Origin of the sequence: Syntrophobotulus glycolicus DSM 8271, assembly GCF_000190635.1 — a bacterium.
Classification (GTDB): Bacteria; Bacillota; Desulfitobacteriia; order Desulfitobacteriales; family Syntrophobotulaceae; genus Syntrophobotulus; species Syntrophobotulus glycolicus.
In genome coordinates, this window is record NC_015172.1 from 1,661,562 (window position 1) to 1,687,807 (window position 26,246).

25 protein-coding genes, 1 riboswitch and 1 other annotated feature (1 of these 27 only partly in view) are annotated in these 26,246 nt (G+C 45.1%); of the genes, 23 read left to right on the forward strand and 2 right to left on the reverse strand.

The genetic code is table 11. The features are described 5' to 3' along the window. Positions 1-172: a binding site (T-box leader), on the forward strand (it extends 92 nt beyond the left edge of the window). 74 nt (positions 173-246) lie between these two features. Both SGLY_RS08110 and SGLY_RS08115 read left to right on the forward strand, forming a co-directional pair. Next, positions 247-1,275: a 3-deoxy-7-phosphoheptulonate synthase gene (locus tag SGLY_RS08110; RefSeq protein ID WP_013624795.1), complete on the forward strand. Its 1,029-nt coding sequence runs from the start codon at positions 247-249 to the stop codon at positions 1,273-1,275. Positions 1,276-1,469: 194 nt separating this feature from the next. Next, positions 1,470-2,780: a hemolysin family protein gene (locus SGLY_RS08115; protein ID WP_013624796.1), complete on the forward strand. Its 1,311-nt coding sequence runs from the start codon at positions 1,470-1,472 to the stop codon at positions 2,778-2,780. Positions 2,781-2,890: 110 nt separating this feature from the next. Here SGLY_RS08115 and SGLY_RS08120 read toward each other — a convergent pair whose 3' ends face one another. Then, entirely contained in the window at positions 2,891-3,361 is a 471-nt protein-coding gene (locus SGLY_RS08120) for a universal stress protein (RefSeq protein ID WP_013624797.1), read from the reverse strand. 201 nt (positions 3,362-3,562) lie between these two features. Between SGLY_RS08120 and SGLY_RS08125 the strand changes: the two genes are divergently transcribed. The 11 genes from SGLY_RS08125 (at position 3,563) to SGLY_RS08175 (ending at position 15,767) form a co-directional block, all read left to right on the forward strand. Then, the gene (locus SGLY_RS08125) at positions 3,563-4,423 is read left to right on the forward strand and encodes a DegV family protein (RefSeq protein WP_013624798.1); all 861 of its coding nucleotides are present in this window, start codon (positions 3,563-3,565) and stop codon (positions 4,421-4,423) included. Positions 4,424-4,430: 7 nt separating this feature from the next. Further along, entirely contained in the window at positions 4,431-4,835 is a 405-nt protein-coding gene (locus SGLY_RS08130; protein ID WP_013624799.1) for a PaaI family thioesterase, read from the forward strand. A 26-nt stretch (positions 4,836-4,861) separates the two neighbouring features. Next, on the forward strand, positions 4,862-5,815 hold the full coding sequence (locus SGLY_RS08135) for a ketopantoate reductase family protein (protein ID WP_013624800.1): 954 nt from the start codon (positions 4,862-4,864) through the stop codon (positions 5,813-5,815). A gap of 149 nt (positions 5,816-5,964) precedes the next feature. Continuing rightward, positions 5,965-7,143: an iron-containing alcohol dehydrogenase gene (locus SGLY_RS08140; protein WP_013624801.1), complete on the forward strand. Its 1,179-nt coding sequence runs from the start codon at positions 5,965-5,967 to the stop codon at positions 7,141-7,143. A 24-nt stretch (positions 7,144-7,167) separates the two neighbouring features. Then, on the forward strand, positions 7,168-8,382 hold the full coding sequence (locus tag SGLY_RS08145) for an MFS transporter (protein WP_013624802.1): 1,215 nt from the start codon (positions 7,168-7,170) through the stop codon (positions 8,380-8,382). A 146-nt stretch (positions 8,383-8,528) separates the two neighbouring features. Further along, positions 8,529-9,059 carry a hypothetical protein gene (locus SGLY_RS08150; protein WP_013624803.1) on the forward strand — a complete coding sequence of 177 codons (531 nt, stop codon included), beginning with the start codon at positions 8,529-8,531 and terminating at the stop codon, positions 9,057-9,059. Positions 9,060-9,278: 219 nt separating this feature from the next. Beyond that, positions 9,279-10,886 carry an efflux RND transporter periplasmic adaptor subunit gene (locus SGLY_RS08155; RefSeq protein ID WP_013624804.1) on the forward strand — a complete coding sequence of 536 codons (1,608 nt, stop codon included), beginning with the start codon at positions 9,279-9,281 and terminating at the stop codon, positions 10,884-10,886. A gap of 13 nt (positions 10,887-10,899) precedes the next feature. Further along, positions 10,900-11,619: an ABC transporter ATP-binding protein gene (locus tag SGLY_RS08160; RefSeq protein WP_013624805.1), complete on the forward strand. Its 720-nt coding sequence runs from the start codon at positions 10,900-10,902 to the stop codon at positions 11,617-11,619. Between the two features lie 3 nt (positions 11,620-11,622). Continuing rightward, on the forward strand, positions 11,623-12,852 hold the full coding sequence (locus SGLY_RS08165; protein ID WP_013624806.1) for an ABC transporter permease: 1,230 nt from the start codon (positions 11,623-11,625) through the stop codon (positions 12,850-12,852). A gap of 14 nt (positions 12,853-12,866) precedes the next feature. After that, positions 12,867-14,447 (forward strand): cell wall-binding repeat-containing protein, encoded by a 1,581-nt coding sequence (locus tag SGLY_RS08170; RefSeq protein ID WP_013624807.1) that lies wholly within the window; start codon positions 12,867-12,869, stop codon positions 14,445-14,447. A gap of 108 nt (positions 14,448-14,555) precedes the next feature. Then, positions 14,556-15,767, forward strand: coding sequence for a hypothetical protein (locus SGLY_RS08175; RefSeq protein WP_013624808.1), 1,212 nt, complete (start codon positions 14,556-14,558; stop codon positions 15,765-15,767). A gap of 12 nt (positions 15,768-15,779) precedes the next feature. On the opposite strand, the gene galE is transcribed toward SGLY_RS08175, so the two are convergent. Then, the gene (gene galE, locus SGLY_RS08180; RefSeq protein ID WP_013624809.1) at positions 15,780-16,772 is read right to left on the reverse strand and encodes a UDP-glucose 4-epimerase GalE; all 993 of its coding nucleotides are present in this window, start codon (positions 16,770-16,772) and stop codon (positions 15,780-15,782) included. A 271-nt stretch (positions 16,773-17,043) separates the two neighbouring features. On the opposite strand from galE, the gene SGLY_RS08185 reads away from it, so the two are divergent. From SGLY_RS08185 to SGLY_RS08230, 10 genes are all read left to right on the forward strand, one after another. Beyond that, complete coding sequence (locus SGLY_RS08185; protein WP_013624810.1) at positions 17,044-17,727, forward strand: response regulator transcription factor; 684 nt, start codon at positions 17,044-17,046, stop codon at positions 17,725-17,727. Then, entirely contained in the window at positions 17,724-19,232 is a 1,509-nt protein-coding gene (locus tag SGLY_RS08190; protein ID WP_013624811.1) for a sensor histidine kinase, read from the forward strand. The genes SGLY_RS08185 and SGLY_RS08190 overlap by 4 nt, the downstream gene beginning before the upstream one ends. A 230-nt stretch (positions 19,233-19,462) precedes the next feature. Then, positions 19,463-20,413, forward strand: a complete 951-nt coding sequence (locus tag SGLY_RS08195) for a glycosyltransferase family 2 protein (protein WP_013624812.1) — start codon at positions 19,463-19,465, stop codon at positions 20,411-20,413. A 5-nt stretch (positions 20,414-20,418) separates the two neighbouring features. Then, on the forward strand, positions 20,419-20,820 hold the full coding sequence (locus SGLY_RS08200; protein WP_013624813.1) for a GtrA family protein: 402 nt from the start codon (positions 20,419-20,421) through the stop codon (positions 20,818-20,820). Between the two features lie 30 nt (positions 20,821-20,850). Beyond that, positions 20,851-21,525 carry a response regulator transcription factor gene (locus tag SGLY_RS08205; protein ID WP_013624814.1) on the forward strand — a complete coding sequence of 225 codons (675 nt, stop codon included), beginning with the start codon at positions 20,851-20,853 and terminating at the stop codon, positions 21,523-21,525. 107 nt (positions 21,526-21,632) lie between these two features. Then, positions 21,633-22,532, forward strand: coding sequence for a chemotaxis protein (locus SGLY_RS08210; protein ID WP_013624815.1), 900 nt, complete (start codon positions 21,633-21,635; stop codon positions 22,530-22,532). Between the two features lie 57 nt (positions 22,533-22,589). After that, positions 22,590-23,618, forward strand: a complete 1,029-nt coding sequence (locus SGLY_RS08215; protein ID WP_013624816.1) for a 3-deoxy-7-phosphoheptulonate synthase — start codon at positions 22,590-22,592, stop codon at positions 23,616-23,618. A 234-nt stretch (positions 23,619-23,852) separates the two neighbouring features. Continuing rightward, positions 23,853-24,395 (forward strand): NADH peroxidase, encoded by a 543-nt coding sequence (locus SGLY_RS08220; protein WP_013624817.1) that lies wholly within the window; start codon positions 23,853-23,855, stop codon positions 24,393-24,395. A 2-nt stretch (positions 24,396-24,397) separates the two neighbouring features. Further along, a complete protein-coding gene (locus tag SGLY_RS08225; RefSeq protein WP_013624818.1) occupies positions 24,398-24,736 on the forward strand; it encodes an arsenate reductase family protein in 339 nt (112 codons plus the stop codon). 552 nt (positions 24,737-25,288) lie between these two features. Beyond that, positions 25,289-25,393: riboswitch (TPP riboswitch) on the forward strand. A 61-nt stretch (positions 25,394-25,454) separates the two neighbouring features. Then, the gene (locus SGLY_RS08230; protein WP_013624819.1) at positions 25,455-26,228 is read left to right on the forward strand and encodes a thiazole synthase; all 774 of its coding nucleotides are present in this window, start codon (positions 25,455-25,457) and stop codon (positions 26,226-26,228) included. Positions 26,229-26,246 lie beyond the last annotated feature (18 nt).

Here is a 26,246-nt window from a genome sequence, read left to right on the forward strand (position 1 = left end):
AAGTTCACCCTTGAACTGCCGGGCTGAAACCTTTTGGTAAGTAGGCTGGGACGGAGACTTCCACCGTTACAGGGAAGGGGGTATAAGGAATATGATGTTCCCGTACCTGCTGAAAGAGGAGTCTGAGGACTCAATTAGGGTGGTACCGCGAAAAACACTTTTCGTCCCTTCAGGGATGAAAGGTTTTTTTATTTTGTACCGCTTGGTCAATCAAGAAATGAGGGTACTGCGGAAGGAGAAAAGATCATGAGTATGAGGTTTATAAAAAGAATTCCCGGGGCGGCGGAAATCATTAAGCAAATTCCTCTGCCCGGCCACATTAAAGAGATCAAGAAAGAAAAGGACCATCAGATCAAGAAAATTTTTGAAAACAAGGATGACCGGTTCCTTCTGATCATAGGCCCCTGCTCGGCCGACAATGAGGATTCGGTGTGCGAGTATATCAGCAGGCTGGCTAAAATACAGGAAAAGGTTCAGGACAGGATTTTCATCATTCCCAGGATTTACACCAATAAGCCCCGGACGACCGGTGAGGGGTATAAAGGAATGGTCCATCAGCCTGATCCAAGTAAAGAGCCGGATTTGTGCGAGGGCATCAAAGCGATACGCAGGATGCATATCCGTTCTCTGTCTGAATTCCATATGCCGGCGGCAGATGAAATGCTTTACCCCGAGAACTATTCCTACCTTTCCGATGTTCTGGGATATATTGCGGTGGGGGCCCGTTCGGTAGAAAACCAGCAGCACAGGCTGACCGTCAGTGGTGTTGAGATGCCGGTCGGCATGAAAAACCCGACCGGCGGGGATTTGACGGTGATGTTAAATTCGATTAAAGCTGCTCAAAGCAGTCATGCTTTTCTGTACAACGGCTGGCAGGTAGAAACCACCGGCAATACCCTTGCGCACGCCATATTAAGAGGTGCGGTCGATTCTTACGGCAGGAATATCCCGAATTATCATTATGAGGATCTGATCTTTACCGCCTCTGAATATGAAAAACACCAGCTGGCTCATCCCAGTATTATTGTGGATACCAATCATGCCAATTCCATGAAATGCTATTATGAGCAGCCGAGAATCGCGCGTGAAATATTAATGAGCCGGAAATACGACACTGCTCTGAAAAAGATGATCAAAGGTCTGATGATCGAGAGCTATCTTGTAGAAGGCAGACAGGAAATAGGTGAAAATATTTACGGAAAATCAATTACGGATGCTTGCCTGGGCTGGGAAAGCACGGAAAGATTGATCTGTTATATCGCCGAAAATGTTTAAGAATTTTTGGAAGAGATCATTGTCCTCTCTCTCCTGATATTGATGTTGGCAGATAAACTGATTTTTCGTTTTTCAACTTGACGCCAGGGTGAGGGGATATGTATATATTCTTGACACTTGGCAGGATAATATAGTAGATTTAATTGATAAGTCGGATTGTAAAGGGTTGGAAGAAATTCTGGAGGAAACATCATTTGTTTAGCCAAATTGTCATCTTATTCGTACTCATAGTATTGAATGCTTTTTTTGCGGCATCGGAAATCGCCCTGATCTCCCTGAACGACAACAAAATAAGGCTGTTGGCCGAAGAAGGGGACAAGAAGGCCCGCCAGCTGCAGCGATTATTGAGTGAACCGAGTAAGTTTCTGGCAACCATTCAAATCGGGATAACTTTAGCTGGCTTTTTAGCCAGTGCGTTTGCGGCGGAAAGCTTTTCCGGTAAGCTGGTTGATCTGATAAAAATTTTTCACTTGCCTGTCTCTGATATCCTCTTGAAAAATATTTCCCTGGTCTTGATTACGGTTATACTCTCCTATTTTACGCTTGTTTTGGGAGAGCTGGTTCCCAAAAGGCTGGCGATGAAAAAAGCCGAGCCGATTGCATTGTTTGTCGTGAGGCCATTATTGATTTTGTCTGCGGCTACATCGCCATTTATTGCTTTTTTAACGATGTCAACAAATTCTTTTGTCCGGTTGTTTGGTGTTGACCCTAATGAGGAGGAGGATCAGGTCACAGAAGAAGAAATCCGGATGATGGTTGATGTCGGTGAAGAGAAGGGTGCGATCGACGAGAGCGAAAGGCTGATGATCAATAATGTTTTTGAATTTAATAATAAGACTGCGGAAGATATTATGACTCATCGTACGGACATTTTCGCACTGCCCGTTGACGCCGATCTCAAAACAGTGATTCACTTTATCAATACAGAAAAGTTCTCCAGAATCCCGATATATCAGGATGATATCGACCATATCGTCGGAGTGCTTCACTCCAAGGATATTCTTCATTGCTTGCTGGAGGATTGTGATAAGGAGAAATTTGAGTTAAAAAAAATTATCCGCCAGCCTTATTTTGTGCCCATTTCCAAAAGGACCGATGAACTGTTTAAAGAACTGCAACGAAAGAAGGTCCATCTGGCCATCATTATTGATGAATATGGCGGTACCGCGGGAATTGTGACATTAGAAGATTTGATCGAAGAAATTGTCGGAAATATCTTTGATGAATACGATGAGGAAATCAAGGATTTTGAAAAGCTGGATGAAGACACTTGTCTGATCAACGGCACAACCAGTCTCGATGCAGTCAGTGACTATCTGGATACCGAGCTTCCGGTAGAGGAGTATGACACCTTAAGCGGCTTTGTGATCGGGCAGCTGGACCGAATTCCCGGAGAAGACGAGAGACCGGCGGTTGAATACAATGGATTTCTTTTTGAGGTAGAAGAGGTTGAAGAAAAAAGGGTGGCAATGGTCAAGGTATCTAAAATCCACCTTTCTGTATGATCATACAAAAAGGTGGATGATTGTTCCTGACAGATCGTCATTCCGGAAGAGTATAGATGAATAAAAAGGAAGTGCTTTCAGTTCGGCTGAACACACTTCCTTTCCTCATTTCACCAGGCAACAACAGTGTCGGATGTCGTCTGGGGATCAGGGTCTTTGACGATCAGAACCGCACATTCCGCCCCAACCAATACCTTTTGAGAAACGCTTCCGAGAATCGCTCCTTTAAACGGACCGTTGCCGCGGCTTCCCATAACAATTAAATCGTATTGATGATCTATGGATTCCCTGATAATCATCTGCGCGGGATTTCCGGAGGAGGTTTTCTCCGTGATACGGACATTGCTTTCATCTGCCTCTTTTCTCACGTCATGAATGATGCTTCGGCTTATTTTCTCTAATTGTTCATCTGTTAGAGAGAGACCAAACATGATATCTCCTCTTGCAGAATATTCAGGGGAAGAACAAACCTGAAGGATGGTTAGTTCTGCGTGGGAAAGTCTTGCGAGATCAAGTGCTTTTAAGTAGGCCAGTTTGGAGAATTTGGAATCATCCACAGGAACAAGAATTTTTTTAAACACAGATATTCCCCCTTTTGTTGTTTGTACAAATCCAAATCTTACATCTATCATATAATAAAATGCCAGAGCAAGCTATATTTTTCCTGAAATTTCTGAAAATTCTTTTTATACATGAAGATCAAGATCACGAATTTTGTTTTGCATTGGCAAGAAAGTGTTTTATAATGTTAATGATTGCTATTGAGAAAGGACAAGAGGAATATGGGTGTTCAGATATTAACGGACAGCACAAGCTACTTGCCAAAAGACATCATTGAGGAATTGGGGATTAATGTCGCTTCGCTTAATATTTCATTTGATGGGGAAAGCAGACGTGAAATAGATATCGATAATCAAACATTTTATCAGACAATGTCTGAACGGGGAATCCCTAAGTCATCACAGCCTTCAGCCGGCGAATTATATCACATGATGTTTTCTGCGATTGAAAAAGGAGACAGTCTTTGCTGCATATTTTTATCTTCAGAAATGAGCGGAACCTTTACCGCGGCATATACAGTTAAAGAAATGATTTTAAGGGAAAAAAAAGATGCCGAAATCGAAATCATTGATTCCAAATCCAATTCCATGCAATTGGGATTTGCGGTGATCACAGCGGCCAGGGCGGCAAAAGCGGGCAAAACGTTGAGTGAAGTGAAAGAAGCGGTTCTTCAAAACATCAAAAGAAGCCGGTTTTTGTTTATTCCGGACAGTTTGGAATACCTGAAAAAAGGCGGAAGAATCGGTAATGCAAGTGCATTGATCGGAAATTTGTTTAAAATCATTCCCATACTTACTGTGGAAAGCGGCAAAACAACGACCTTTATGAAAGTCAGAACGAAAAAAAACGCCGTCCAGGCCATGCTGGAAAAAATGATGGAGGATATCGCTAAATTTGGACTTGGAGAAGTTATTGTCCACCATATTAATTGTTGGGATGAAGCAAAAGAAATCGTCCAGGTGATTGAGCGTAGATTGAAAGTAATGGCCAAAATCATCAGCATCGGGCCAGTCATCGGCCTTCATGTCGGCCCGGGTTCAATCGGAATTGTTTATTATACCAATCAGGATATGAGGGAATGATGTACAGATGAATAAAATCATTAAGTTTTTTGAGAAAGATCAATTTGCTGCGATGTGCGGCATAAAGCTGATTGAGGCAAGGCCAGGCTATGCTCTGGCGCGGGTCAATATTTCAGAAGACCATCTGAATGCCGTCCGTATTGTTCAGGGAGGATTAATCTTTACGCTCGCTGATCTGGCTTTTGCCGCTGCGATAAATTCTTATGGGCAAGTCGCCGTTTCGATCAGCTCCAATATTTCTTATTTTAAATCGGCAAGGGGCGGTGAGCTTTTGGCGGAGGCAAAAGAAGTTTCCGTCAACCAAAAGCTTGCCAATTATGATATCGAAATATTCGATGAGAATAAAGAATTGATTGCCAAATTCAATGGCACAGCTTATATCAAAAAAGAACAGATAGATTTTGAGAAATAAATAGAGTTGAAAAGAGTGACGGTTGGATGAATGCGTTATTAATCGGCCCCGGAGCAGTGGGGCTTGGTATTGCTGCGTCTCTGCTTGATTCAGGATGGAAGCTGGATATCCTTGCGGCAGGGAAAACCAAAGAAAGCCTTGATACTTTTGGAATAATCCGTAGAGGGCTCTTTAAAGAAATAACAGTTCCGGCGGCAGAAGTAAAGACTTTCAGCACTCTCGATGAAATTCAGAATCAATATGATTTTGTTTTAGTTTGCACCAAGACGACAGCGTCTTTGGATGTTGCCGCTGAGTTAAGTCAAAATAAGCATAAATTAAAGAGACAGGGGAAAATTGTACTTTTCCAGAACGGATTTGGAAATGATGAAGTGTTTTTAGAAACCTTCTCAAAAGACCGGATTTATTCGGCCCGGATTATTACCGGGTTCAGCAGGCCGGAGCGATACATCAGCGAAGTGACGGTCCATGCCGCTCCGATACTGATCGGGAGTTTATATGGTGAAGATCTGGAGTGTATGATCCCTCTTGTAGAAGCCATTAATAGCGGAGGATTGCCTTGTGCCATAACCGAAGAGATAGAAAAAGCTTTATGGGCCAAGATGCTTTATAATTGTACGCTGAATCCCTTAAGTGCGGTATTGAACGCAAATTATGGAGAGCTTGCTGAAGATCGTCATACGATTGAAATTATGGATGGATTGATTGAGGAGATATTTCAGGTTATGAGGATCTCCGGATACAGTTCTTATTGGGATGACCCTGAAGCGTATAAAAAAGAATTTTATGAACAGCTGATTCCGCCCACATGTGATCATCGGTCTTCCACTTTGCAGGATATAGAAAAAAAGATAAAGACTGAAATTGACAGCCTGACCGGAGTGATCGTGAAGTTGGGAAATCAACATCATATTCCCGTTCCTTTGAACCAAATGCTGTTTCATCTAATTAAGGCAAAAGAAAACGCTGCTGTCAGATAAAGTTTCCAGTGAATTCCCAGATCATTGCTATACAATTGGTAACTTACTTTCCAAAAAGTGCTTACTTGTTTATCAAAATTAAAGGGATTATAGTATATAGGACAGAAATCATCCTGTAAACAGGAAACAAGGATCAGGAGGTTTTAGATATGAAGTTTAATTATAATATGCCAACTAAAATTTTGTTTGGCCCCGGAAAGCTGAATAGCTTGAAAAAAGAGAAGCTTCCCGGGAAAAAAGCATTAATCGTCATCTCGGCAGGGAATTCCATGAAAAGCAACGGATACTTGGACAGGGTCATCGAAATTCTCAATTCCAAGGGAATCAAAGCTGTAATCTTTGATCAAATCCTCCCCAATCCCGTAAAAGCTCATGTCATGGAAGGAGCAAAGATCGCTGTTCGGGAAGAATGTGATTTTGTGATTGGTCTTGGCGGCGGGAGCAGCATCGATTCGGCAAAGAGCATTGCGGTAATGGCAAAGAATCCTGGTGACTACTGGGATTACATCAGCGGAGGAACAGGAAAAGGAAAGCCTGTTGAAAACGGAGCGCTGCCGGTAGTGGCCATTACAACTACCGCCGGTACCGGAACAGAAGCTGACCCATGGACTGTAATTACAAAAGAAGACACGAAGGAAAAAATTGGTTTTGGAAATGCGGATACTTTCCCGGTATTATCTGTAGTTGACCCTGAGCTAATGCTGACCGTACCGAAGAAGCTTACCGCTTATCAGGGATTTGACGCGTTTTTTCATGCGACGGAAGGTTATATTGCCAAAATAGCAAATCCGTTCAGTGATCTCTATGCGTTAAAGAGTATCGAGCTTATTGCCCGGTACCTGCCGCGAGCGGTTAAAGACGGCAACGATCTTGAAGCACGGACACAGGTTGCTTTGGCCAACACTCTTTCAGGCTTTGTCGAGTCTACTTCCAGCTGTACATCCGAACATTCCATGGAACATGCTTTAAGTGCCTATTACCCTGATCTTCCGCATGGAGCAGGACTGATCATGTTGTCTGAGGCGTATTATACGTTCTTTGCCTCCAAAGTTCCTGAACGGTTTATTTCTATGGCTGAAGCAATGGGAGTGAATGTTGATCTTCTTCCTGAAAACGAGCGGCCAATGGCTTTTGTTCAGGCCCTGGTCAAACTTCAGCAAGATTGTGAAGTTGACGGGCTGAAAATGTCCGATTATGGGATAAAAAGGGAGGAAATAACCTTGCTGGCCGATCATGCCAGAGAGACAATGGGCGGGCTGTTTACTGTTGATCCATACAGCCTGTCGCTGGAAGAGACAACGGAAATCATGAAAAACGCTTATAAATAGTTTCCGAATGAAAAAGAGGAGAAAATGTTGAGCAAACCGGATAAAGAAGAATTTGCTTTGAATAGGCCCCTTATCCTATTAATGGCTGCCGCTGCCGGAATAGCGGTAGCCAATTTATATTATATTCAGCCCCTTCTTTCTGAAATCGCCGAATATTTCAAGGTATCCCAAGCAACCGCAGGCATGGCGGCAACTCTTACTCAGGTAGGCTATGCTCTGGGTCTTTTTTGCTTTGTGCCCCTGGGAGATATCAAAGAACGCCGTTCAACAATCGTTCTGTTTCTCGTGTTGACCTCAGCTTCATTATTATTGATGGCGCTCTCAACAAATATGAGCATGGTGTTGGTCTCTTCCCTGGGAATAGGTTTTTTTACCATTATCCCTCAGTTGATTATTCCCTTTGCCGCTCATCTGGCTAATCCCGAAGAAAGGGGGAGAATACTGGGAACCGTTTTGAGCGGAGTTCTCATCGGTATTCTTCTTTCAAGAACATTCAGCGGGATCATCGGTTCGGCCTTTGGCTGGAGAATAGTTTACTTGGCGGCAGCGGGGATGATTCTGCTTCTTGCTGTTTTGACGCGAAAATTCCTGCCGCGAAGTCTGCCCGCTTCAAAGATCCCTTATTGGAGTCTTATCCGTTCTTTAAAAGGCTTAATGAAAAGTGAACCTGTTTTGAAAGAGGCGGCAGTGAATGGAGCCCTGATGTTTGGAGCATTCAGCGCTTTTTGGACATCGCTGGTCTTTCTTTTGGAAACCCCTGTTTATCATTTGGGAACACAGGAAGCGGGAATGTTTGGACTGGTTGGGGTTGTCGGAGCCCTGGCCGCCCCTTTGGTCGGAAGAATCTCCGACCAACGCAGCCCCAGATTTACAGTGGGCATTTCAGTTATTCTTTCTTTCCTCTCCTTTATCTGTTTTATTCTGATCGGAGAAAAACTGATCGGGCTGATTATCGGTATTCTCCTTTTAGACCTGGGGACACAAGGAGGACAGGTTTCCAACCAGGCAAGGATTCAGGCTTTGAGGGGAGAGATCAGGAACCGGCTGAACACGGTGTTTATGGTTTCTTATTTTACGGGAGGGTCATTAGGTTCGTTTTTAAGTACGCTTGCCTGGAAGCAATTTGGCTGGACGGGGGTTTGTTCAGTCGGATTGATTTTTCAATTACTGGCAGTTTTGTTCCATTATGTGATCTTTAAACCAGAGCAAAACATCTGCGGTGAAAAATGCCGGGAATGACTGGCTGAGGGAAGAAAATTCAGGAAACTTTCAGCTTGAATTCAAGCAGGTTTCAGTGAACATTAAGGAAATATTCAGGAAGGTATTTTATAGTAATAATGAAGTGTTTCCAAAAATAAGAAAGATAAACATGGAGGATGCAGAAGTTGAAGAAGAAAATGCTTACTGTAATGGGAACTTTGTTATTGCTGATCGCCCTGATCGTCACCGGATGTTCACGCGGAGCTGCCGACGACGCCGCTGCGGATGACGCCGCTGCCGGCAAGCAGGAAAATGCCGGAAATCATGACAGGCAGCCTGGCGACGGGCAGAATAGCATGCAAGCTTTGATGCCTGATATTGCCAAGGCCTTGAATATGGAACAGACGGAACTGGAAACCCAGCTGCAGTCAGGCAAGAAACTCGCGGATATTGCCGGTGAAAAAAATGTTGCGGTAGACAGTCTGATTGCACAGATCAAGTCATTGTTGGATGCTGATATTGATCAAGCGGTCCAGGAGGAAAAAATCACCTCGGACCAGGCGAGCAAACAAAAGGAACAAACTACGCAGAGAGCCACTGATATGGTAAATGGCAAGACCCCCGAGCCTGGATCAGGCGGAGGTCCGAAAGACGGAGAGAGACCGGACGGTCAACAGGGGAACCCTCCGGATGCGCCAGACGCCTCAACAAAATAGATACTTAAAGGATCGCTTGATTAACGTCATCAAGCGATCCTTATGATTTACATATTGAAAAAAACAAAAGGTCTATTCAACAAATTCCGGCAAACTTTCAGGGAATTTTCAGGAAACGTAAAGGTCTGATTCAGAAAATGATTTTATAGTATAAACTGTATTCCTGCAATATCCAGATAGAAAAAGCGAATATACTCGGAAGTGGAAGGAGAGCAATAGGTGAAATTTAATTTGAAAAATCCCGCCGGTTTCCTAAAAAACGGCTCAAAAACAGCAGGCGCCTTTTTGCACAGCAAGCTCAATACAAGGAAAAAGAAAATCATTGCGGGTTTACTGGCCTCAGTCCTGATTATTGGGGGAAGCTATAGTGTTTACCATGCCTTTGCCAAAAAAACTCCCGCGGCCACGGCAGTGACAAATATCGTGAAAAAGGGCAGTATTGTCAAGTCAATTGATGCCACTGGGACAGTAAATTATCCGAATGCCGTAAAACTGGGGTTTGAACAAAGTGGAAGCGGCTCCTTGCAGATCACAGAATTGAATGTGAAACAAGGAGATAAGGTCAGTCAGGGACAAGTGTTGGCCAAGATAGACGACACGACACTTGAGCAGACCCTTTCCCAAAAGGAATTGAATCTTGCTTCGGCCCAGGCCAAATATCAGGAGGCGTTGGAAGGTTCAAATTCAACCATATTATCGACGTTGGCCAGTGCCATGACGAAATTAAATGAGGCCCAGGAGTCTTTAAATACGGCGAAGCGGGAGGCAGACCCCGCCTATTTGACCAACCAGGTTTTCCTGGCCAAACAGAAAGTTGAAGCGGCGAGTGAGGCGTTGACCAAAGCCCAGCAGTCCGGTGTAACGACCAATGTGCCATCCGCTCAGGCCTCATTAGATGAGGCGGAAAAAGCGTTAAAAACCGCTCAGGACGCCCAAAACGGGGAAGCGGGGAAGGTCCTGGAATCGGCCGAGAATGCTTACGAAGCGGCGAAAACCAATCTCGAAGCGGCCCAGGCTCAGGCCAAGAGATATTCAACCAGTGATTCGCCTACCCTTCTGGCGGCCATGGCTTCACTGGCCCAGGCTCAGGCAGATCTCTCGGAGGCTCAGGACAATTATGCCAATGCTTCCATTGTCGCGCCTATGGATGGCGTCATTGTCACAGTCTCAGTGGAAAACTATGAGACGGTTTCATCTTCGGACAGTATCATTACAATGGTTGCGGCGACAGATGTTTTTGACATCGAGACGACTGTCGATCAGTCGGATATTACGAAAATCGAGGTTGGACAAAAAGCGGTCGTCACTCTTGATACTCTGGCGGATACAGAAATAAGCGCCACGGTATCACAGGTTGATCTGGAAGGGACAATTACCTCAGGGGTTACCAGCTTTAGTGTAAAGGTGACGATAGACGAACCAAGCTCCGTTTTGCGGTCGGGAATGAATGCCGATGTCAGCATTATCCTGGCGCAGTCTCAGGATGTCCTGACCATACCCAGTGAAGCGCTTGTCGAAAGAGATAATCGTTCTTATGTCCGGGTTCCCAAAAACGAAAATGCCATGGATATTACCCAGGCCGATGTCAACCTGGTTGAGGTAGAAACAGGGCTTGATAATGATACCGATGTCGAAATCAAAAGCGGATTGACAGAGGGTCAGAAGATCATTGTAAGCTTTAAGGCTGTGGAATCTTCCCCGGCGGACTCTTCATCATCCGGCGGCAGCGGAAACAATTCTAACAGCGGTTTTGGCCAGCGCTCATCGGGAGGCGCTATGGGCGGTATGACCGGAGGTCCGAGCGGTGGTCCTCCTCCCGGAAACTGATGAAGGAGGAAAAATGATTACACTTAAGGGAATCAAAAAGATTTATGCAAACGGGGAGATCCAGGTCGCAGCCTTAAGAGGAGTTGACCTGCAGGTTGATGAGGGAGAGTTTGTGGCGATAATGGGCCCTTCCGGTTCTGGAAAATCGACGATGATGAATATTCTCGGCTGTTTAGACAGACCGACGGAGGGGAGTTATGTCCTGGATGGAATAGATGTCTCCCGGGCTTCCAGTGATGAGCTGTCCGTTGTCCGCAATACGAAGATCGGCTTTGTCTTTCAGGGCTTTAACCTGCTTGCGCGGACGACGGCGGTCGAAAATGTTGAGCTGCCAATGTTATATGCCGGAGTTCCGGCAAAGGAAAGACGGGAGCGGGCCTTGGCGGCTTTAGAATCAGTCGGGCTGGGAGCACGTGTTTATCACCGCCCCAAGGAATTATCCGGGGGGCAGCAGCAAAGGGTGGCCGTTGCCAGGGCTTTGGTGAATAGACCGGCAATTATTCTGGCCGATGAACCGACAGGAAACTTAGATACAAAATCCAGTATCGAGGTAATGGCGATTTTTCAAAGGCTTCACCAGAATGGAAATACCATCGCTTTGGTCACCCATGAGCCGGATATCGCCGAACATACCAAAAGAAAAATTTTCTTCAGGGACGGGGCGGTGGAAAGTGACGAGAAAATAGAAATTCAGAGAATCGCTGATCCTTCAAAGTTCCAGGAAGGGGCATAAGAAATGAACTTTTGGGAATCTGTAAAAATATCCCTTCGGGCCTTGATTTCCAATAAACTGCGTTCAATACTGACGATGCTTGGAATTATCATTGGTGTAGGCGCGGTGATCGCTATGGTCGGTATCGGCAATGGGGCGACATCAGATATTACTTCGAGTATCCAAGGATTGGGCGCGAATTTATTGACTGTTTCACCGGGGCAATCAAGCTCAAATGGGGTCAGAAGCGCGGCCGGGAGTATGAATTCTTTAAAAATGAGCGATGCGGAAGAAATTGCAGCCTTGGGTGATTCCATTAAGGCGGTTGCCCCGACAAATAACAAATCAGGGGTACAGGTCGTTTTGGGCGCGGAAAATACCAATACCACAATTACCGGAGCGACCGAGACGTATACCGAGGTTCGCAACCTGGAAATCAGTACAGGGAGATTCATTACTGCGGAGGATGTTCAGGACTATGCGAAGGTAGCGGTAGTCGGGCCGTCAGTGGTAAGCTCACTTTTGGGAAGCGAAGACGCCGACATCGTGGGCCAGAAGATTAAGATCAATAACATTCCTTTTAAGGTTGTGGGGGTGACAGTCAGTCAGGGTTCTTCGGGAATGAACAGCAGTGATGATATGATCTTTATTCCGATTACGACCAATGCCAGCCGTCTGGTGGGCAATAAGTACCTGCGGACTATTTACGTAGCGGCAGCGTCCGAAGAAATGATGGATCAGGCCGAAGCGGAGATTATCGCCGTTTTGGAAAAAGCCCACGGTATTGATACCGGGGCGGGTGAAAGTGATGATTTTACGGTGCAAAACCAGGAAACGATTTTGGAAACCGTGCAAAGTGTCTCCAAGACCATGTCTATGCTTCTGGGAGGAATAGCCGGAATCTCCCTGTTGGTCGGCGGGATTGGGATCATGAATATTATGCTGGTCTCAGTGACGGAAAGAACAAGGGAGATCGGAATCCGTAAAGCAATCGGTGCCAAGGAAAAAGACATTATGCTTCAGTTTCTGACGGAAGCTGTTGTTCTTTGCCTTCTGGGCGGAATGATCGGCATAGGGTTCGGCTATGCCGCCTCCGCACTTGTTTCCAAGTTTTTGAGCATGGGATCGAGTATTTCTGTTTCTTCCATCATCATTGCCTTTTGTTTTTCGGCCTTGATCGGCGTTGTTTTTGGGGTCGTGCCGGCCAGAAAAGCGGCAAAAATGGATCCGATTGATGCTTTGAGATTTGAATAAGAAGGAGAAAGACAATGAAAAAAAAGACAATATTTGTATTGTTCATGACTATGCTTTTGGTCATCGCCACGGTGATTCCTCAAACTGCTTTTGCTTCTGAAGAGCTGGATGATATAGAATTTTTGACTTCATCAGATTATCGGCTGACAACAGGGGTCAGCACAACAATTAACTTTAAGCTCTATGATGATAATGGAGATCTGTTCACAGGAAGTGTTACCGCAATCCTGTACGATTCAGACGGAAAAGGCACATCTTACATGCCATCCGGAAGCTCCGGCTATTATTCGATCAACAATGTGACAGTAGATGTTGCCGGTGATTACGATTTGGTGGTAGAAAGTTCGGATGGGGATAAGGTTACCGTCCCGATTGAAGTGGCTGATCCGGGCATTGATATTACAGGCTCATTGATCATCAACGACGCAAATCCTTCTCACAAAATTACAATAGAGCTGGGGGATGCGCATGGAGAGGCCATTCGCAGACAGTCTGTGACGATTGACGGAACCTCGGTTGGAGCGGGAACTCTGAGTCTGACCACAGATTATCTTGGGAAGGCGAGCTTTTCCATGACTCCGACGATGTTTGGCAATGCCGATATCCTTCTGGAAGGGCATATTATTGGGACGATTCCGGTCGTTAAAGCTTACACGGAAGGAGAGCGGATCGGGGAAAACGGAAAGGGAAGTGCGGGCCTGTCAGTCGCCGTAGCTGAAGAGGGATGGGAAAGTTCAAGTATTGTCATCTTAACCCGGGATGATATTTTAGCAGATGCAATGGCCGCTGTCCCACTGTCGAAAAAGTTGGACGCGCCGATATTAATGACGTCCTCAAGCTCGTTGGATTCAGAGGTTCTCTCCAAGATTCAGGAGCTTGGGGCCAGTCAGGTATTTATTATTGGCGGAGCAGAGGCCATATCCAAAGAGATAGAAGCCAGTCTCAGTTCTTCAGGGCTAACCATCTCCCGTCTAAGTGGAAAAAATCGATATGATACAGCCGCACAAATCGCGGCCCAGATCGGCAGCGCGGATGTTGTGTATATGACCTATGGTCATGGTGAGGCCGATGCAATGGCGATAAGCTCATTCGCCGCCGCACAGGGGTCCCCAATTCTCTTGACAGATCAAGATACCATTCCGGGTGAAACCCTGGCGGCGTTGAAAACAGTCTCTCCCCACAAGATTATTCTTATCGGTGGAACGGGAATAATCAGCCCAAATATTGAAAAGCAGCTTGCGGGCAATTATACGGTGGAACGATGGGGCGGTACAGACAGGTATAATACGGAGCAGATCATTCTGGAAAACCTGCTCGATAAGCAGTCCGCGCGGCCGGTATACTTTGCTTCAGCATTGGTTGCTTCCAGTGATGTTTCAGGAGGCAAACCATTTGGAGACGCCTTGCTGGCGTCCGCGTTAGCAGCAAAGAATAACGGGTTTGTCATCGTTGTTCCGCAAAACACGCTTCCTTCATCAATCCAGTATTTCCTGTCCTATAATAAGGGTTATCTGACCAAAGGAACGGTCGTAGGAAGCACCTCCGCAATCAGCCGGGGCCTGCAGGAACAGTTGTCTGCCTTAATAGAGCATTAAAACAGACAACCCCTTTATCGATTCAACTTTTCTGATTGAACAAGAAAAAGAGCTTGCTCAGAAGTCTGAAATGATCTGAAAAAGCTCTTTTTTATCAAAGGAGAGAACGTGTTGAAAAATAAACCGCGTGAAGGGACCATCCTCATCCTGCTGCTTTGTATGGGATTGTGCCTGCGGATCGCCGCCGCCGTCTCCATCGAAGGATTTAGCTCGGATATCCATCTGTTCAGAAATTGGGCGGGAACTGCGGCGGACAATTTGGGACAATTTTATTTCAAATCTTCCAGTGATTATCCGCCGCTTTATATTTATGTCCTCTTTCTGATCGGAAAACTGCTCAGCTTTCCGGCAATTAGTCCCTATACGGTTTTGATCATAAAACTGCCCGCTATTCTGGCTGATCTGGCTACCGCGCTGTTCATCTTCAAGGTCGCTTCGAAGTATCACAGCCGGAAAACGGGGATACTGCTGGCGGCGTATTATCTGTTCAATCCGGCAGTATGGATTAATTCCAGTCTCTGGGGACAGGTGGATTCGTTTTTCACTCTGCTTATTGTTGCCGCGGTATACCTGCTGACGGAAAAGAAACTCGGATTTTCGGCGGTTTTCTTTACGGCGGCAGTTTTGATGAAGCCTCAGGGAATCATTTTTCTCCCCGTGCTTTTTTTTGAATTGGTGCGGACAAAAAAGATGGGGGATATCCTGAAAGCAATGGTCTCCGCCATCATTACCGCTCTCATCATTATCCTCCCGTTTTCCTTAAACAGGGGTTTGACCTGGATTTATCAGTTATTTGCGGGGACTGTCGCCGAATACCCCTATGCTTCGGTCAATGCGTTTAATCTGTACGGCTTGCTGGGCGCAAATTATGTCAATGATGCAAAGACATTACTGCTCTTTAGTTATCATAGATGGGGCCTGATCTTGATTGTCCTGACCACATTATTTTCCTGGTTAGTATATATTAAGGGAAACAGCAGGAGATTTGCTTTTGCCGCCGCAATGCTGCAAATCATGGGTGTTTTCACTTTAGCCACAAGAATGCATGAACGCTATTTGTTTCCGGCAATTGCCCTGGCCGTTTTTGCTTGGATTTACCTCAAAGATAAAAGGCTGTTTTTTCTTGCCGGCGGGGTCAGCGTGACAAGCTTTTTCAATACATTTTTTATTCTCTTTCATACAAGCAGGATCATGGACTCAAGCGGATATGGCTTTTGGCTCCGGATCATTTCTCTGCTCAATGTTCTTCTCCTGATTTGGGCGGCGAAAACGGTATTTGATTTGGCCCTGAACAGGAAAAGCGATGACAATATGTTTTGAAAACAGGGTGATTCAATGGGGAAAACCATCCGGATTCTTACGGTGCCAGGCCCAGGCGCTCTCAATGATCTGATCTAAAGAGCTGTATCCGGGAGACCAGTTAAACGTGGTTCTTATCTTATCGGCCTCAGCCACCAATTGGGCAGGGTCGCCGGGACGTCGCGGACACTCCAGGACGGGGATGTTCCGGCCTGTAATTTTACGGGAGGTTTCAATCACTTCCCTGACACTGTGGCCGGATCCTGTTCCTACGTTAAAAACACCGCTGCCGACACCTTTCTCCAAAGCCGCTAAGGCCAGAATATGGGCTTTGGCCAGATCAAGCACATGGATATAATCCCTGATACAGGTCCCATCCGGAGTGGGGTAATCTGTCCCGAAAATACTGATCTGTTCCTGGCGTCCTAAAGCTGTTCGGAGAATCAGGGGAATCAGATGAGTTTCCGGAGTATGGTGTTCACCGAGCGAGCCATCAAACAGGGCCCCGGCGGCATTGAAATAGCGAAGAGAGATCCATTCCAGCCCATAGGCTTTTTCCAGCCAGGGGAAGGATTGCTCAATCATCCGTTTGGAGGCGCCATAAGGATTGACAGGGATTGTCGCGGCAGCTTCGGGAATAGGCACCTGTTCTGGAATACCGTAGGCTGCCGCGGTTGAGGAAAAAATCACCCGTTTCACGCCCGCGCTGAGCAGGGCACTGATAAAGAGATTTGTTTTGGCAGTATTCTCGTGAAAATACAGGTCGGGTTTTTGCATAGATTCACCAACCAGGCTGCGGGCGGCAAAATGGATCACAGCATCGATCCCCAGATCTTGGACAATATTGCGGACCAGAAGCCCGTCCGCAATATCCCCTTTAAAGAAAGGCACTTCGGGAAGAGCCGAGGATAAATGGCCCGTGACCAGACTATCAAGGATGACAGGCCGGTATCCTTCTTCCAACAATAACCTGACGGTATGACTGCCGATATACCCGGCGCCCCCGGATACGAGAATCGTTCTCATTTTTTCACATCCTTCGTTTTTTCCGGCAGAACAGGTCCTGAATGATAATCAGGATTGCCGGTAAAAGATATCATTAGTATAAAAGTGATTTCTGAGCGTGCATTGATTGTCTGCTGAAAAAAAGCTGAAGATTTTCGGCATGACGGAAAAACGCTCAGATTTATTTCAGTGATTATTCAGAACGAATTCAGTATAATATGAAATAATAGAAAAAAGAAAGAAAAAATTTGATTTTTTCTTTCTTTCCTTGAATCTTGAAGGAGGCTCTCAAATGCAAAAATTAAAAGGGATAAAAGTATTGTTGATCGATGATGAGCCGAATATTTTGCAGTTTTTGGAGATGGGCCTGTTAAACGAGGGGTTTGATGTCATGACAGCTCAGGATGGGATGTCGGCAATGACGATTGTCAAACAGTTTCAGCCGCATATTGCGATCCTGGATGTCATGATGCCGGGGATGGATGGGTTTGAAGTATGCAAAATGCTGAAAAAAACGGAGAATACCGCGATTATCATGCTCACGGCAAAGGATGAAGTGGACGATAAGGTGAAAGGGCTTACTCTGGGAGCGGATGATTATATGGCCAAACCATTTAGTTTTGAGGAGTTGTTGGCCAGAATCCACGCAAGAGTGCGCAACCAGTTTCCCAATCTTCTGGGGGAAGTCGTCATCGGGCCTTTCCGCATTGATGACAGGCGGAAAGAAATCTTTTATCATCAGGTTGTCCTGGAGCTTTCTCCGACTGAGTACGAGCTGCTTCGTTTTATGGTTCTCAATCAAGGACTTGTGTTAAGCAAAACCAAGATTTTAGACAAGGTCTGGGGATATGACTTTGTCGGAGATGAAAACATTGTTGAAGTCTATATCCGGTCCTTGCGGGATAAATTGAATGATAAGGAACATAAATTGATCCGAACCCTGCGCGGTTCAGGGTACAGGGTAGATCTGCCATGAGGATGCCCAAGCCTTTTCAGCGCTTTTTTATTATAAAGTCACTTCGGTTTCAGCTCTTATCCCGCTCCTTGCTCTTAATGGCAATTTTGATGGCGATTATCGGAGTTTTTCAATACGTCATCATGAGCGAGTTTATCTATCAGAATAAAGCAGTCAGTATTCAGGAGCAAATGAAAGCCATTTCCCCGGGAGTATGGGATAATCTGATCCTCAACGCAAAGGATTCCGGCCAAATTATTGGCGACAATAAAAACAATAATTTTCCGATGAAGCCGGACCGGCTGCCTTATTTTATGACCCCCGATTCCACGGTCGCGTTTGTTGATGCCGAGGGGAACTATTATGTCATTTCCAATTCTACAGCAGATGGCAGGACCCCGCCTCAACTGGATTTGACAACTTATGAAAATAGTTCTCAGTTTAAGTACGGGAGAGCATATCAGATTGTAAACGGCGGAACGAATTCGGAAGAGTTGGTTGTTTTGCACCCGGTTTTTGAGAGAGGGCAAAGAATTGGCACAGTTCAGGTCAGTATGGGGACAGCGCCCTTGAAGGAAATCCTTTATCATATATTAATTGCCTTTTTATCTCTGTCCCTGCTCGCTCTCATCGCTGGAATACTGGCTTTTATCCCTGTTCTGAGAAAAACCCTGGTCCCTTTGTCCAAGATGGCGGAAACCGTGGAACAGATCAACTCCGGAAACCTGGCTGAACGGTTTCCGGTCGAACAAGGTCAGATTGAGATCGACCAATTAGCCGGTTCCTTCAACAGAATGCTGGAAAGGCTGGAACTGTCTTTTAAAGCAGAGCAGGAGGCCAAAGAGCAGATGCGGAGATTTGTTGCCGATGCTTCCCATGAGCTGAGAACTCCGTTGACTTCTATCCATGGATTTTTAGAAGTGCTTTTAAGGGGGGCGGTCAACCAGCCGGATAAATTGGAAAAATCCCTCAAAAGCATGCTTACGGAATCTGAGCGCATGAAGAAACTCATTCAGGATCTTCTCCAGCTGGCCAAGCTGGACCGCACACCCCAGATCGAGCTTAAAGAAGGCAGGTTAGATAATCTGATCAAAGAGATGGAGCCGCAGTTGAAAATGCTGGCCGGACTGAGAAAAGTCACGATTAATCTTGGATCTGCGTTGAGATGCAGGTTTGATGAGGACAAAATCAAACAGGTGATTCTAAATCTTTTTCAAAATGCTGTTCAGCATACGGAAGCAGAAGAGGGCCGGATTGAGCTCAGTCTCAAGGATACTGCCAATGGAGTTGAGATAGAAGTGAAAGACAATGGTCCCGGGATCGCGGCAAAGCATCTTCCTTATCTTTTTGACCGGTTCTACAGGTGTGATTCTTCCCGGACCCGTAAACACGGTGGCTCAGGATTGGGCTTATCCATCACAAGATCGATTGTTGAATTGCACGGCGGAACAATCAAAGTGGCTACGGTTGAAGGGAAAGGAACGGCTTTTCAAGTAGGGCTCCCCCTCAATAAACACTCTCAATAAACACTGTTCCTCAACCCAAACAGTCAATTTCAGATATGGCTTTACTTGTTCTCTATATCAGGTAAAGCTATTTTTTTGTCTTCTTTTTCAGCGAATTTTCAGGAAATCCTAAATAAACTTTCAGGTAAGTTTAAGGAGTCATTCAGAATGACTGGTTATATTAATGATTGTAAAGGATAAAACGGATTGCTGATTCCTGTCTTTTAGTTAGGGCGAGAAGGAGGAAGGGAATGGAAGAAAATATTCGCTATTCAGTCATCATTCCTGTTTATAACGAAGAAGCCGTGATCAAAGAAACCTATCTGAGATTGGTCAAGGTCATGGAATACACCGGTGAAAAATATGAACTGATTTTCGTAAATGACGGAAGCCGTGATCAAACAGCGGCTCTGATCAAAGGCTTCCGGAATGGGAATGACAGGGTGAAGCTGATCGATTTCTCGCGCAATTTCGGTCATCAGGTCGCGATTACCGCCGGCATGGATTATGCATCAGGTGCGGCCGTAGTGGTGATTGATGCCGATCTTCAGGACCCTCCGGAGCTGATTGTCAACATGATCGCCAAATGGAAGGAAGGCTATGATGTTGTCTATGCCCAAAGAAGCAAACGTAAAGGGGAAACCATTCTCAAAAAACAGACCGCTCATTTTTTCTACCGCGTCCTGCGGGTGTTGACGGAAATAGATATCCCTGTGGATACCGGTGATTTCCGCTTGCTTGACCGTAAAGTCTGTGAAGAACTGAAACGAATCCCGGAAAAAAACCGTTTTATGCGCGGTCTGGTCAGTTGGATCGGATTCAAACAGGCGGCAATAGAATACGAGAGAGATGAACGGCCGGCAGGGGAGACAAAATATTCGTTAAAAAAAATGATCAAACTAAGTATAGATGGAATGACCTCTTTCTCCTTAAAACCCATAAAACTTGCTTCCTATGCCGGTGCTGTTCTGATCGCGGCCGGCCTGGTCTGTTGTGTTGTTTTTCTGACGCTGAAAGGGAATACCTTTTCAGCCCCAGGATGGAAACTGGTGATTATCCTCCAGCTGTTTTTGAGCGGGATGCTCCTGACCATGATGGGAATTATGGGAGAATATATCGGTCGCATTTATGATGAGGTCCGGCATCGTCCGCTCTATATTGTCAGTGAGTGCTATGGACTGAAAAAAAGAGAGGAGGAGTGAAAGATATGCCGGCTAAGATTCAACATTACGCGAAATTCCTCAAGTACTGCCTGGTAGGGGGCGTGAATACAGCGGTTGATCTGATTCTTTTCTTTCTGCTCTCTCTGATCGGGGCTCCTTTGCTCATTGCGCAATGCGTAGGGTATTCAGGCGGTTTCTTCAATAGCTTTATATTGAATCGAAAATGGACCTTTCAGACATATGGTCCGTCAGGAAGGCAATTCATCCGGTTTATCGGACTCAACCTGTTTACTCTAGCCTTGACTTACGGGGCAATTGTCGGGCTCCATGACCAGCTGCAATGGCCGCTTATGATCAGTAAAATCATTTCAACTGTTTTATGTACGGGGATCAATTACACCGGCAGCCGTTTATGGGTGTTTTCTGATCCGGCGGCAAGCATATAAATCATGATGAAGAAAAGAAGGGCTGGGAAAATGAAAATATTGTTCATTAAGAATGAAATGGGAAGTCGGAAAAAAATATTCGCTGTGTTGAGAAAAGAAGGGTACACGGTTGAGGCTGCCTATGATGAAGAGTCAGGCTTCAGTAAAGCGGCAGCCGGTGATTTTGATGTTATTGTTTTATATTTGCACAGTCCGAATGAAGACAGGGTTGCTTTTATCAGGGACCTCCGTGACCTGGGAATTTCCACTCCATTAATTGTTTTAGGTGATGATGGTCATTCAGGAGACAAGGTGGCCGTCTTAGATGCCGGTGCGGATGATTGTCTGGTTACCCCCTTGGATATGGATGAATTTATGGCCAGATTAAGGGTACTCTCAAGAAGAAGAAATCAAGCCATAATCGAAAATAAACTTGAAGCGGCAGGACTGGTTTTAGACCCTTTAAAATGTGTGGTCATGAAAAAAAATCAGACGATCAAATTAAGTTTAAAAGAAACCTTGCTGCTTGAAATCTTAATGCGCAATACCGGGAAAGTGGTGACCAGAGAACAGCTCTTTGATCGTGTCTGGGGTTATTGTTCTAAAAATGAGCTTTCCAATGTTGATTTATACGTGTATTATTTGAGAAAGAAATTGAGCAAAACATCGATCGGGACTGTACGTGGGATTGGGTATTTCTTTGAACAGAATCTTGATGCCGTATAAACAGAGAAAGGATAAGTCATCAAAAAAGTTTGATCAGGCCTGGAGAAGGATAATGAAAGCAAAATATCGAATATAATGGGAAAAGAAGAAAGCAAAGGATGAAGATCATGAGTGAGATTTTGTTGGAATCCGGAACAGGCGAAGTCGAAATACTCGAATTTATAATCAGCGGCAGATTTTATGCGATTAATGTCATTAAGGTGAAAGAAGTTTTAGATATCCAATCGATGAAAATAACGAAGATTCCCCTTGCCAATCCCGCCATAGCGGGTTTGATTCTCAACAGGGGTGAAGTGGTCACTTTAATCGATTTGAAATATGTTTTAGACCAGGAGAAAACAGAAAACTGGACAAAAGTCATCATCTGTGAATTTAATCAGCTAAAGGTTGCTTTTACAATCGATGATATTACCAGCGTGCACCGAATAAAATGGGAACAAATCTTAAAACCGGAAACCTTATCGGCTGATTCTCTGGTCACCGGGAATATTATTTTGGGTGATAAGCTGGTTCTTTTCCTGGATTTTGAAAAAATCGTAACAGATATTTCCCCGAATACCGGAATAAATGAACATAGAATAGCCAATATTCAGACCAAAGACAGATCGGAGATCAAAATCCTTTTAGCGGACGATTCCCCGCTGATCAGAGCCTTGTTAAGGGATACTCTGACGAAGACCGGTTTTCAACATCTGAACATCTTTGACGACGGAAAACAGCTGCTGGATCATTTGTTGAATTTATTCGAGACGAAAGGAGAAAACTTTATTGAGGATGTTCAACTGGTGATTACAGATATTGAGATGCCGACAATGGATGGGCATACTTTGACCAGGAGAATTAAAGAGCATTCCAGCCTGAACAAGCTGCCGGTGATTATTTTCTCCTCTCTGATTACCGATGATTTAAAACACAAGGGGGTCTCAGTCGGGGCGGACGCCCAGCTGAGTAAGCCGGAGATCGGAGAGTTAATCAATACTGTCGATCAATTACTTCTGAAAAACTGAGATAATCAATACCAGGAAGAGGAACCTTTCTTTTTCCACGATTTAAGGAGAACAAAAATGGGCATGAAGTTTATCAAGAAGATACCTGCCGCAGACGAGATCAAGGAACAAATGCCTTTGCCGGAGCATATCCGGGAAATTAAAGCGCAAAGAGACCAGGACCTGAGAAAAATCTTCTGCAATGAAGACGACCGGTTTATTTTGATCGTTGGCCCTTGTTCGGCCGATCATGAAGATTCCGTATGTGAATACATAGAAAAGCTGGCTCAAGTACAGGATCGCGTCAAAGATAACATTTTCGTCATTCCCAGGATCTATACCAATAAGCCCCGCACAACAGGAGAAGGGTATAAGGGTATGGCTCATCAGCCCGATCCGAGTAAAGAACCTGATTTATATGAGGGCATAAAGGCGATCAGAAGACTGCATATTAAGGCCTTAAGTGAATTCTATATGCCGGCCGCTGATGAAATGCTTTATCCGGAAAACTATACGTATTTGTCCGATGTCATCGGATACAATGCGATTGGGGCCCGCTCCGTCGAAAATCAGCAGCACAGACTGGCTGTAAGCGGAGTCAGTACGCCGGTAGGGATGAAAAATCCGACAAGCGGAGATCTGTCCGTCATGCTGAATTCCATAGTGGCGGCCCAGCAAGGGCATAGTTTCATTTATAACGGCTGGGAGGTTGCCACAACGGGTAATCCTTTCGCCCACGCCATTTTAAGGGGTGCCGTAGACTCGTATGGCAGGAATATTCCCAATTATCATTATGAGGATTTGATCAATATCTCTTCCGAATACGAAAAGCGTCAGCTCTTCAATCCGGCCATCATTGTTGATACAAATCACGCCAATTCAATGAAGCTTTATTATGAACAGCCCAGAATCGCGAGGGAAATCCTAATGAGCAGGAGGTATGACAGCCTTCTGAAAAAAATGATTAAAGGGTTAATGATTGAGAGTTATCTTGTTGAGGGCAGGCAAGGTATTGAGGAAAATGTTTATGGCAAGTCCATCACTGATGCTTGTCTTGGCTGGGAAAGTACCGAGAAGCTGATCTATTTTATCGCTGAAAATATCTAAAGGAAACCTTGAGAAAAACCTCTGGGAGAGTAATCCTTCAGAGGTTTTTCTGATCTAAAGATCTTCGCAAGGGAATAATTTAAAATAATATAAAACAAAGAATAATTATAAATAATTATTTAATGGAAAGAATTTTAGTGATATTGCTTGATAATGGCGTTAAACCGGGTTTGAACAGCAGCAGGGAATATCTTAATATAGTAGTGTTAATGAAATACATATGGAGGGAACAAAATGAAAAAATTTATCTGTTCAGTATGTGGTTATATCCATGAAGGAGATCAGGCCCCTGAACAATGTCCGCTCTGCAATGCCTCGTCCGACAAATTTTCTGTCTCTGAGGAAGGCGCCAAACAATGGGCTGATGAGCATAAGCTTGGTGTGGCAAAAGACGCTGATCCTGAAATATTGGAAGGATTGAGAGCGCATTTTAACGGAGAATGTACAGAAATCGGCATGTACTTGGCGATGAGCCGCCAGGCAGACAGAGAAGGATATCCGGAGGTTGCTGAAGCTTATAAGAGAATTGCCTATGAAGAAGCGGAGCATGCAGCCAAATTTGCAGAGCTGCTGGGAGAAGTCGTTTTTGATACAAGAAAGAACCTGGAATTGCGGGTTGAAGCAGAATTCGGAGCTTGTCAGGGCAAAAAGGATATCGCGGTAAGAGCAAAACAGCTCAATTATGATGCGATCCATGATACCGTCCATGAGATGTGTAAAGATGAGGCACGCCATGGCAGGGCATTTAAAGGGCTTTTAGAAAGATATTTTGTTTAAACATGAACATCCAGATTTTTGGACTGAAAAAATGCTTTGACACGCAGAAGACAGAAAGATACTTTAAAGAGAGAAAGATTCAATACCAATTTATTGACTTGAAACAAAAAGGATTGAGTAAGGGCGAACTGGAGAGTGTCCGGAAAAATATCGAGCTGAAAGACCTCATTAATCCGAAAGCTAAAGGATATGCCGGATCAAATATTGAGCAGATCAGAAGCGCGGCCGGCAAAGAGGAAATTCTATTAAATCATCCTGCTCTTTTCAAAACACCGATTGTCCGTAACGGCAAACTGGCTACGGTCGGATATCAAGCCGAGGTTTGGAAGGACTGGGAATAGCCCGGCGGTATTGTAGTCCTGTTCAATATTTTGCCGGGAATTCGTATAATAGACTGAATAAAAAGAAATATTGAGACAATTCTGAACATCGCTTTACTTTATCCCTTCCGTCATTTATAATAAAAATAACCCTGACAGACCCGAAGCCCGCAAGGAGAAACCCAAAGAATGTTTCAGGTTTGTATTGAGTCTGGTATTGATCGTTCCATGGGATACCGCTTTTGGTTAACGAAACAGGGGAGTAGTTTTCAAGTCAAAAGAGTGGAGGAAGGCTAACGTTTTTAGGATTATTCACGAAATGGTTTCCGTTATGGCTCAAATGGTCATAATCTCGGAAGAGGGAGGTTCTTTGGTAAGGGCTTTCGGGTCATCAGGGTGAGAATCAGGAAGAACGTAGAATATCAAAATGTCCCGCAGGAAAGGACAGGTCAATTCCGGTAAAACGGAGGCACCTGTCCTTTCCTCTTTTCATCAAAATGGTTTTCTGTGTGTTGACAGCAAATAAAAATATTCACATTTGATGATTTATCTGCTACAATGAGAAAAAAGATATATTAAAGCTGGGGGTGCCAATTCTGGCTGAGAGAGACTGGCTGTCTCAAACCCTTTGAACCTGACATGGCTAGGACCATCGTAGGGAAGCGTTCGCATTAAAAGAATGAGAATTTAGGCTTTATCCTTACGGATAAAGCCTTTAAATATTTTGGGAGGAAATGCAATGAATGAAGACAGACTCAAAATCGGCCAAACTGAGCTTCAGAGCAGATTATTCATCGGTTCAGGCAAATATTCCACAAATGCCTTAATCCCTGAAATTGTGGCGAGCTCAGGAGCCCAGGTCATTACCGTAGCAGTACGGCGCGTTGACTTGGATTCCAAAGAGGAAAACATGCTGAACTACATTCCTAAAGGATGTATTCTCATGCCCAATACTTCGGGCGCAAGAAATGCCGAAGAAGCGGTAAGAATTGCCAGGCTGGCCAGAGCAATGGGATGTGGGGACTGGATCAAGATCGAAGTGATCTCCGATACCAAATATCTGCTGCCTGATAATCAGGAAACGATTAAGGCTACAGAAGTGTTGGCTCAAGAGGGATTTGTCGTGCTTCCCTATATGTGCCCGGATCTGATGGCGGCCAAAAGGCTGCGCGATGCCGGAGCGGCCGCGGTTATGCCTCTCGGTGCTCCGATCGGCACGAATAAAGGACTTAAGACAAAGGAACTGGTGAGAATCCTGATTGAGGAAATTGATTTGCCGGTGATTGTCGACGCCGGAATCGGCAAGCCTTCCCAGGCAGCGGAAGCGATGGAGCTGGGGGCTGCCGCAGTTCTTGTCAATACGGCAATCGCTACAGCCGGAGATCCGGCAGGCATGGGGGAGGCTTTTGCTTTAGCGGTGCAGGCCGGAAGAAAAGCTTTTCTGGCGGGAACAGGCGCAGTGACGGAATATGCGGAGGCATCTTCCCCTCTGACCGGTTTTCTAAATTCATAAGGGAGACAGGTAAACATC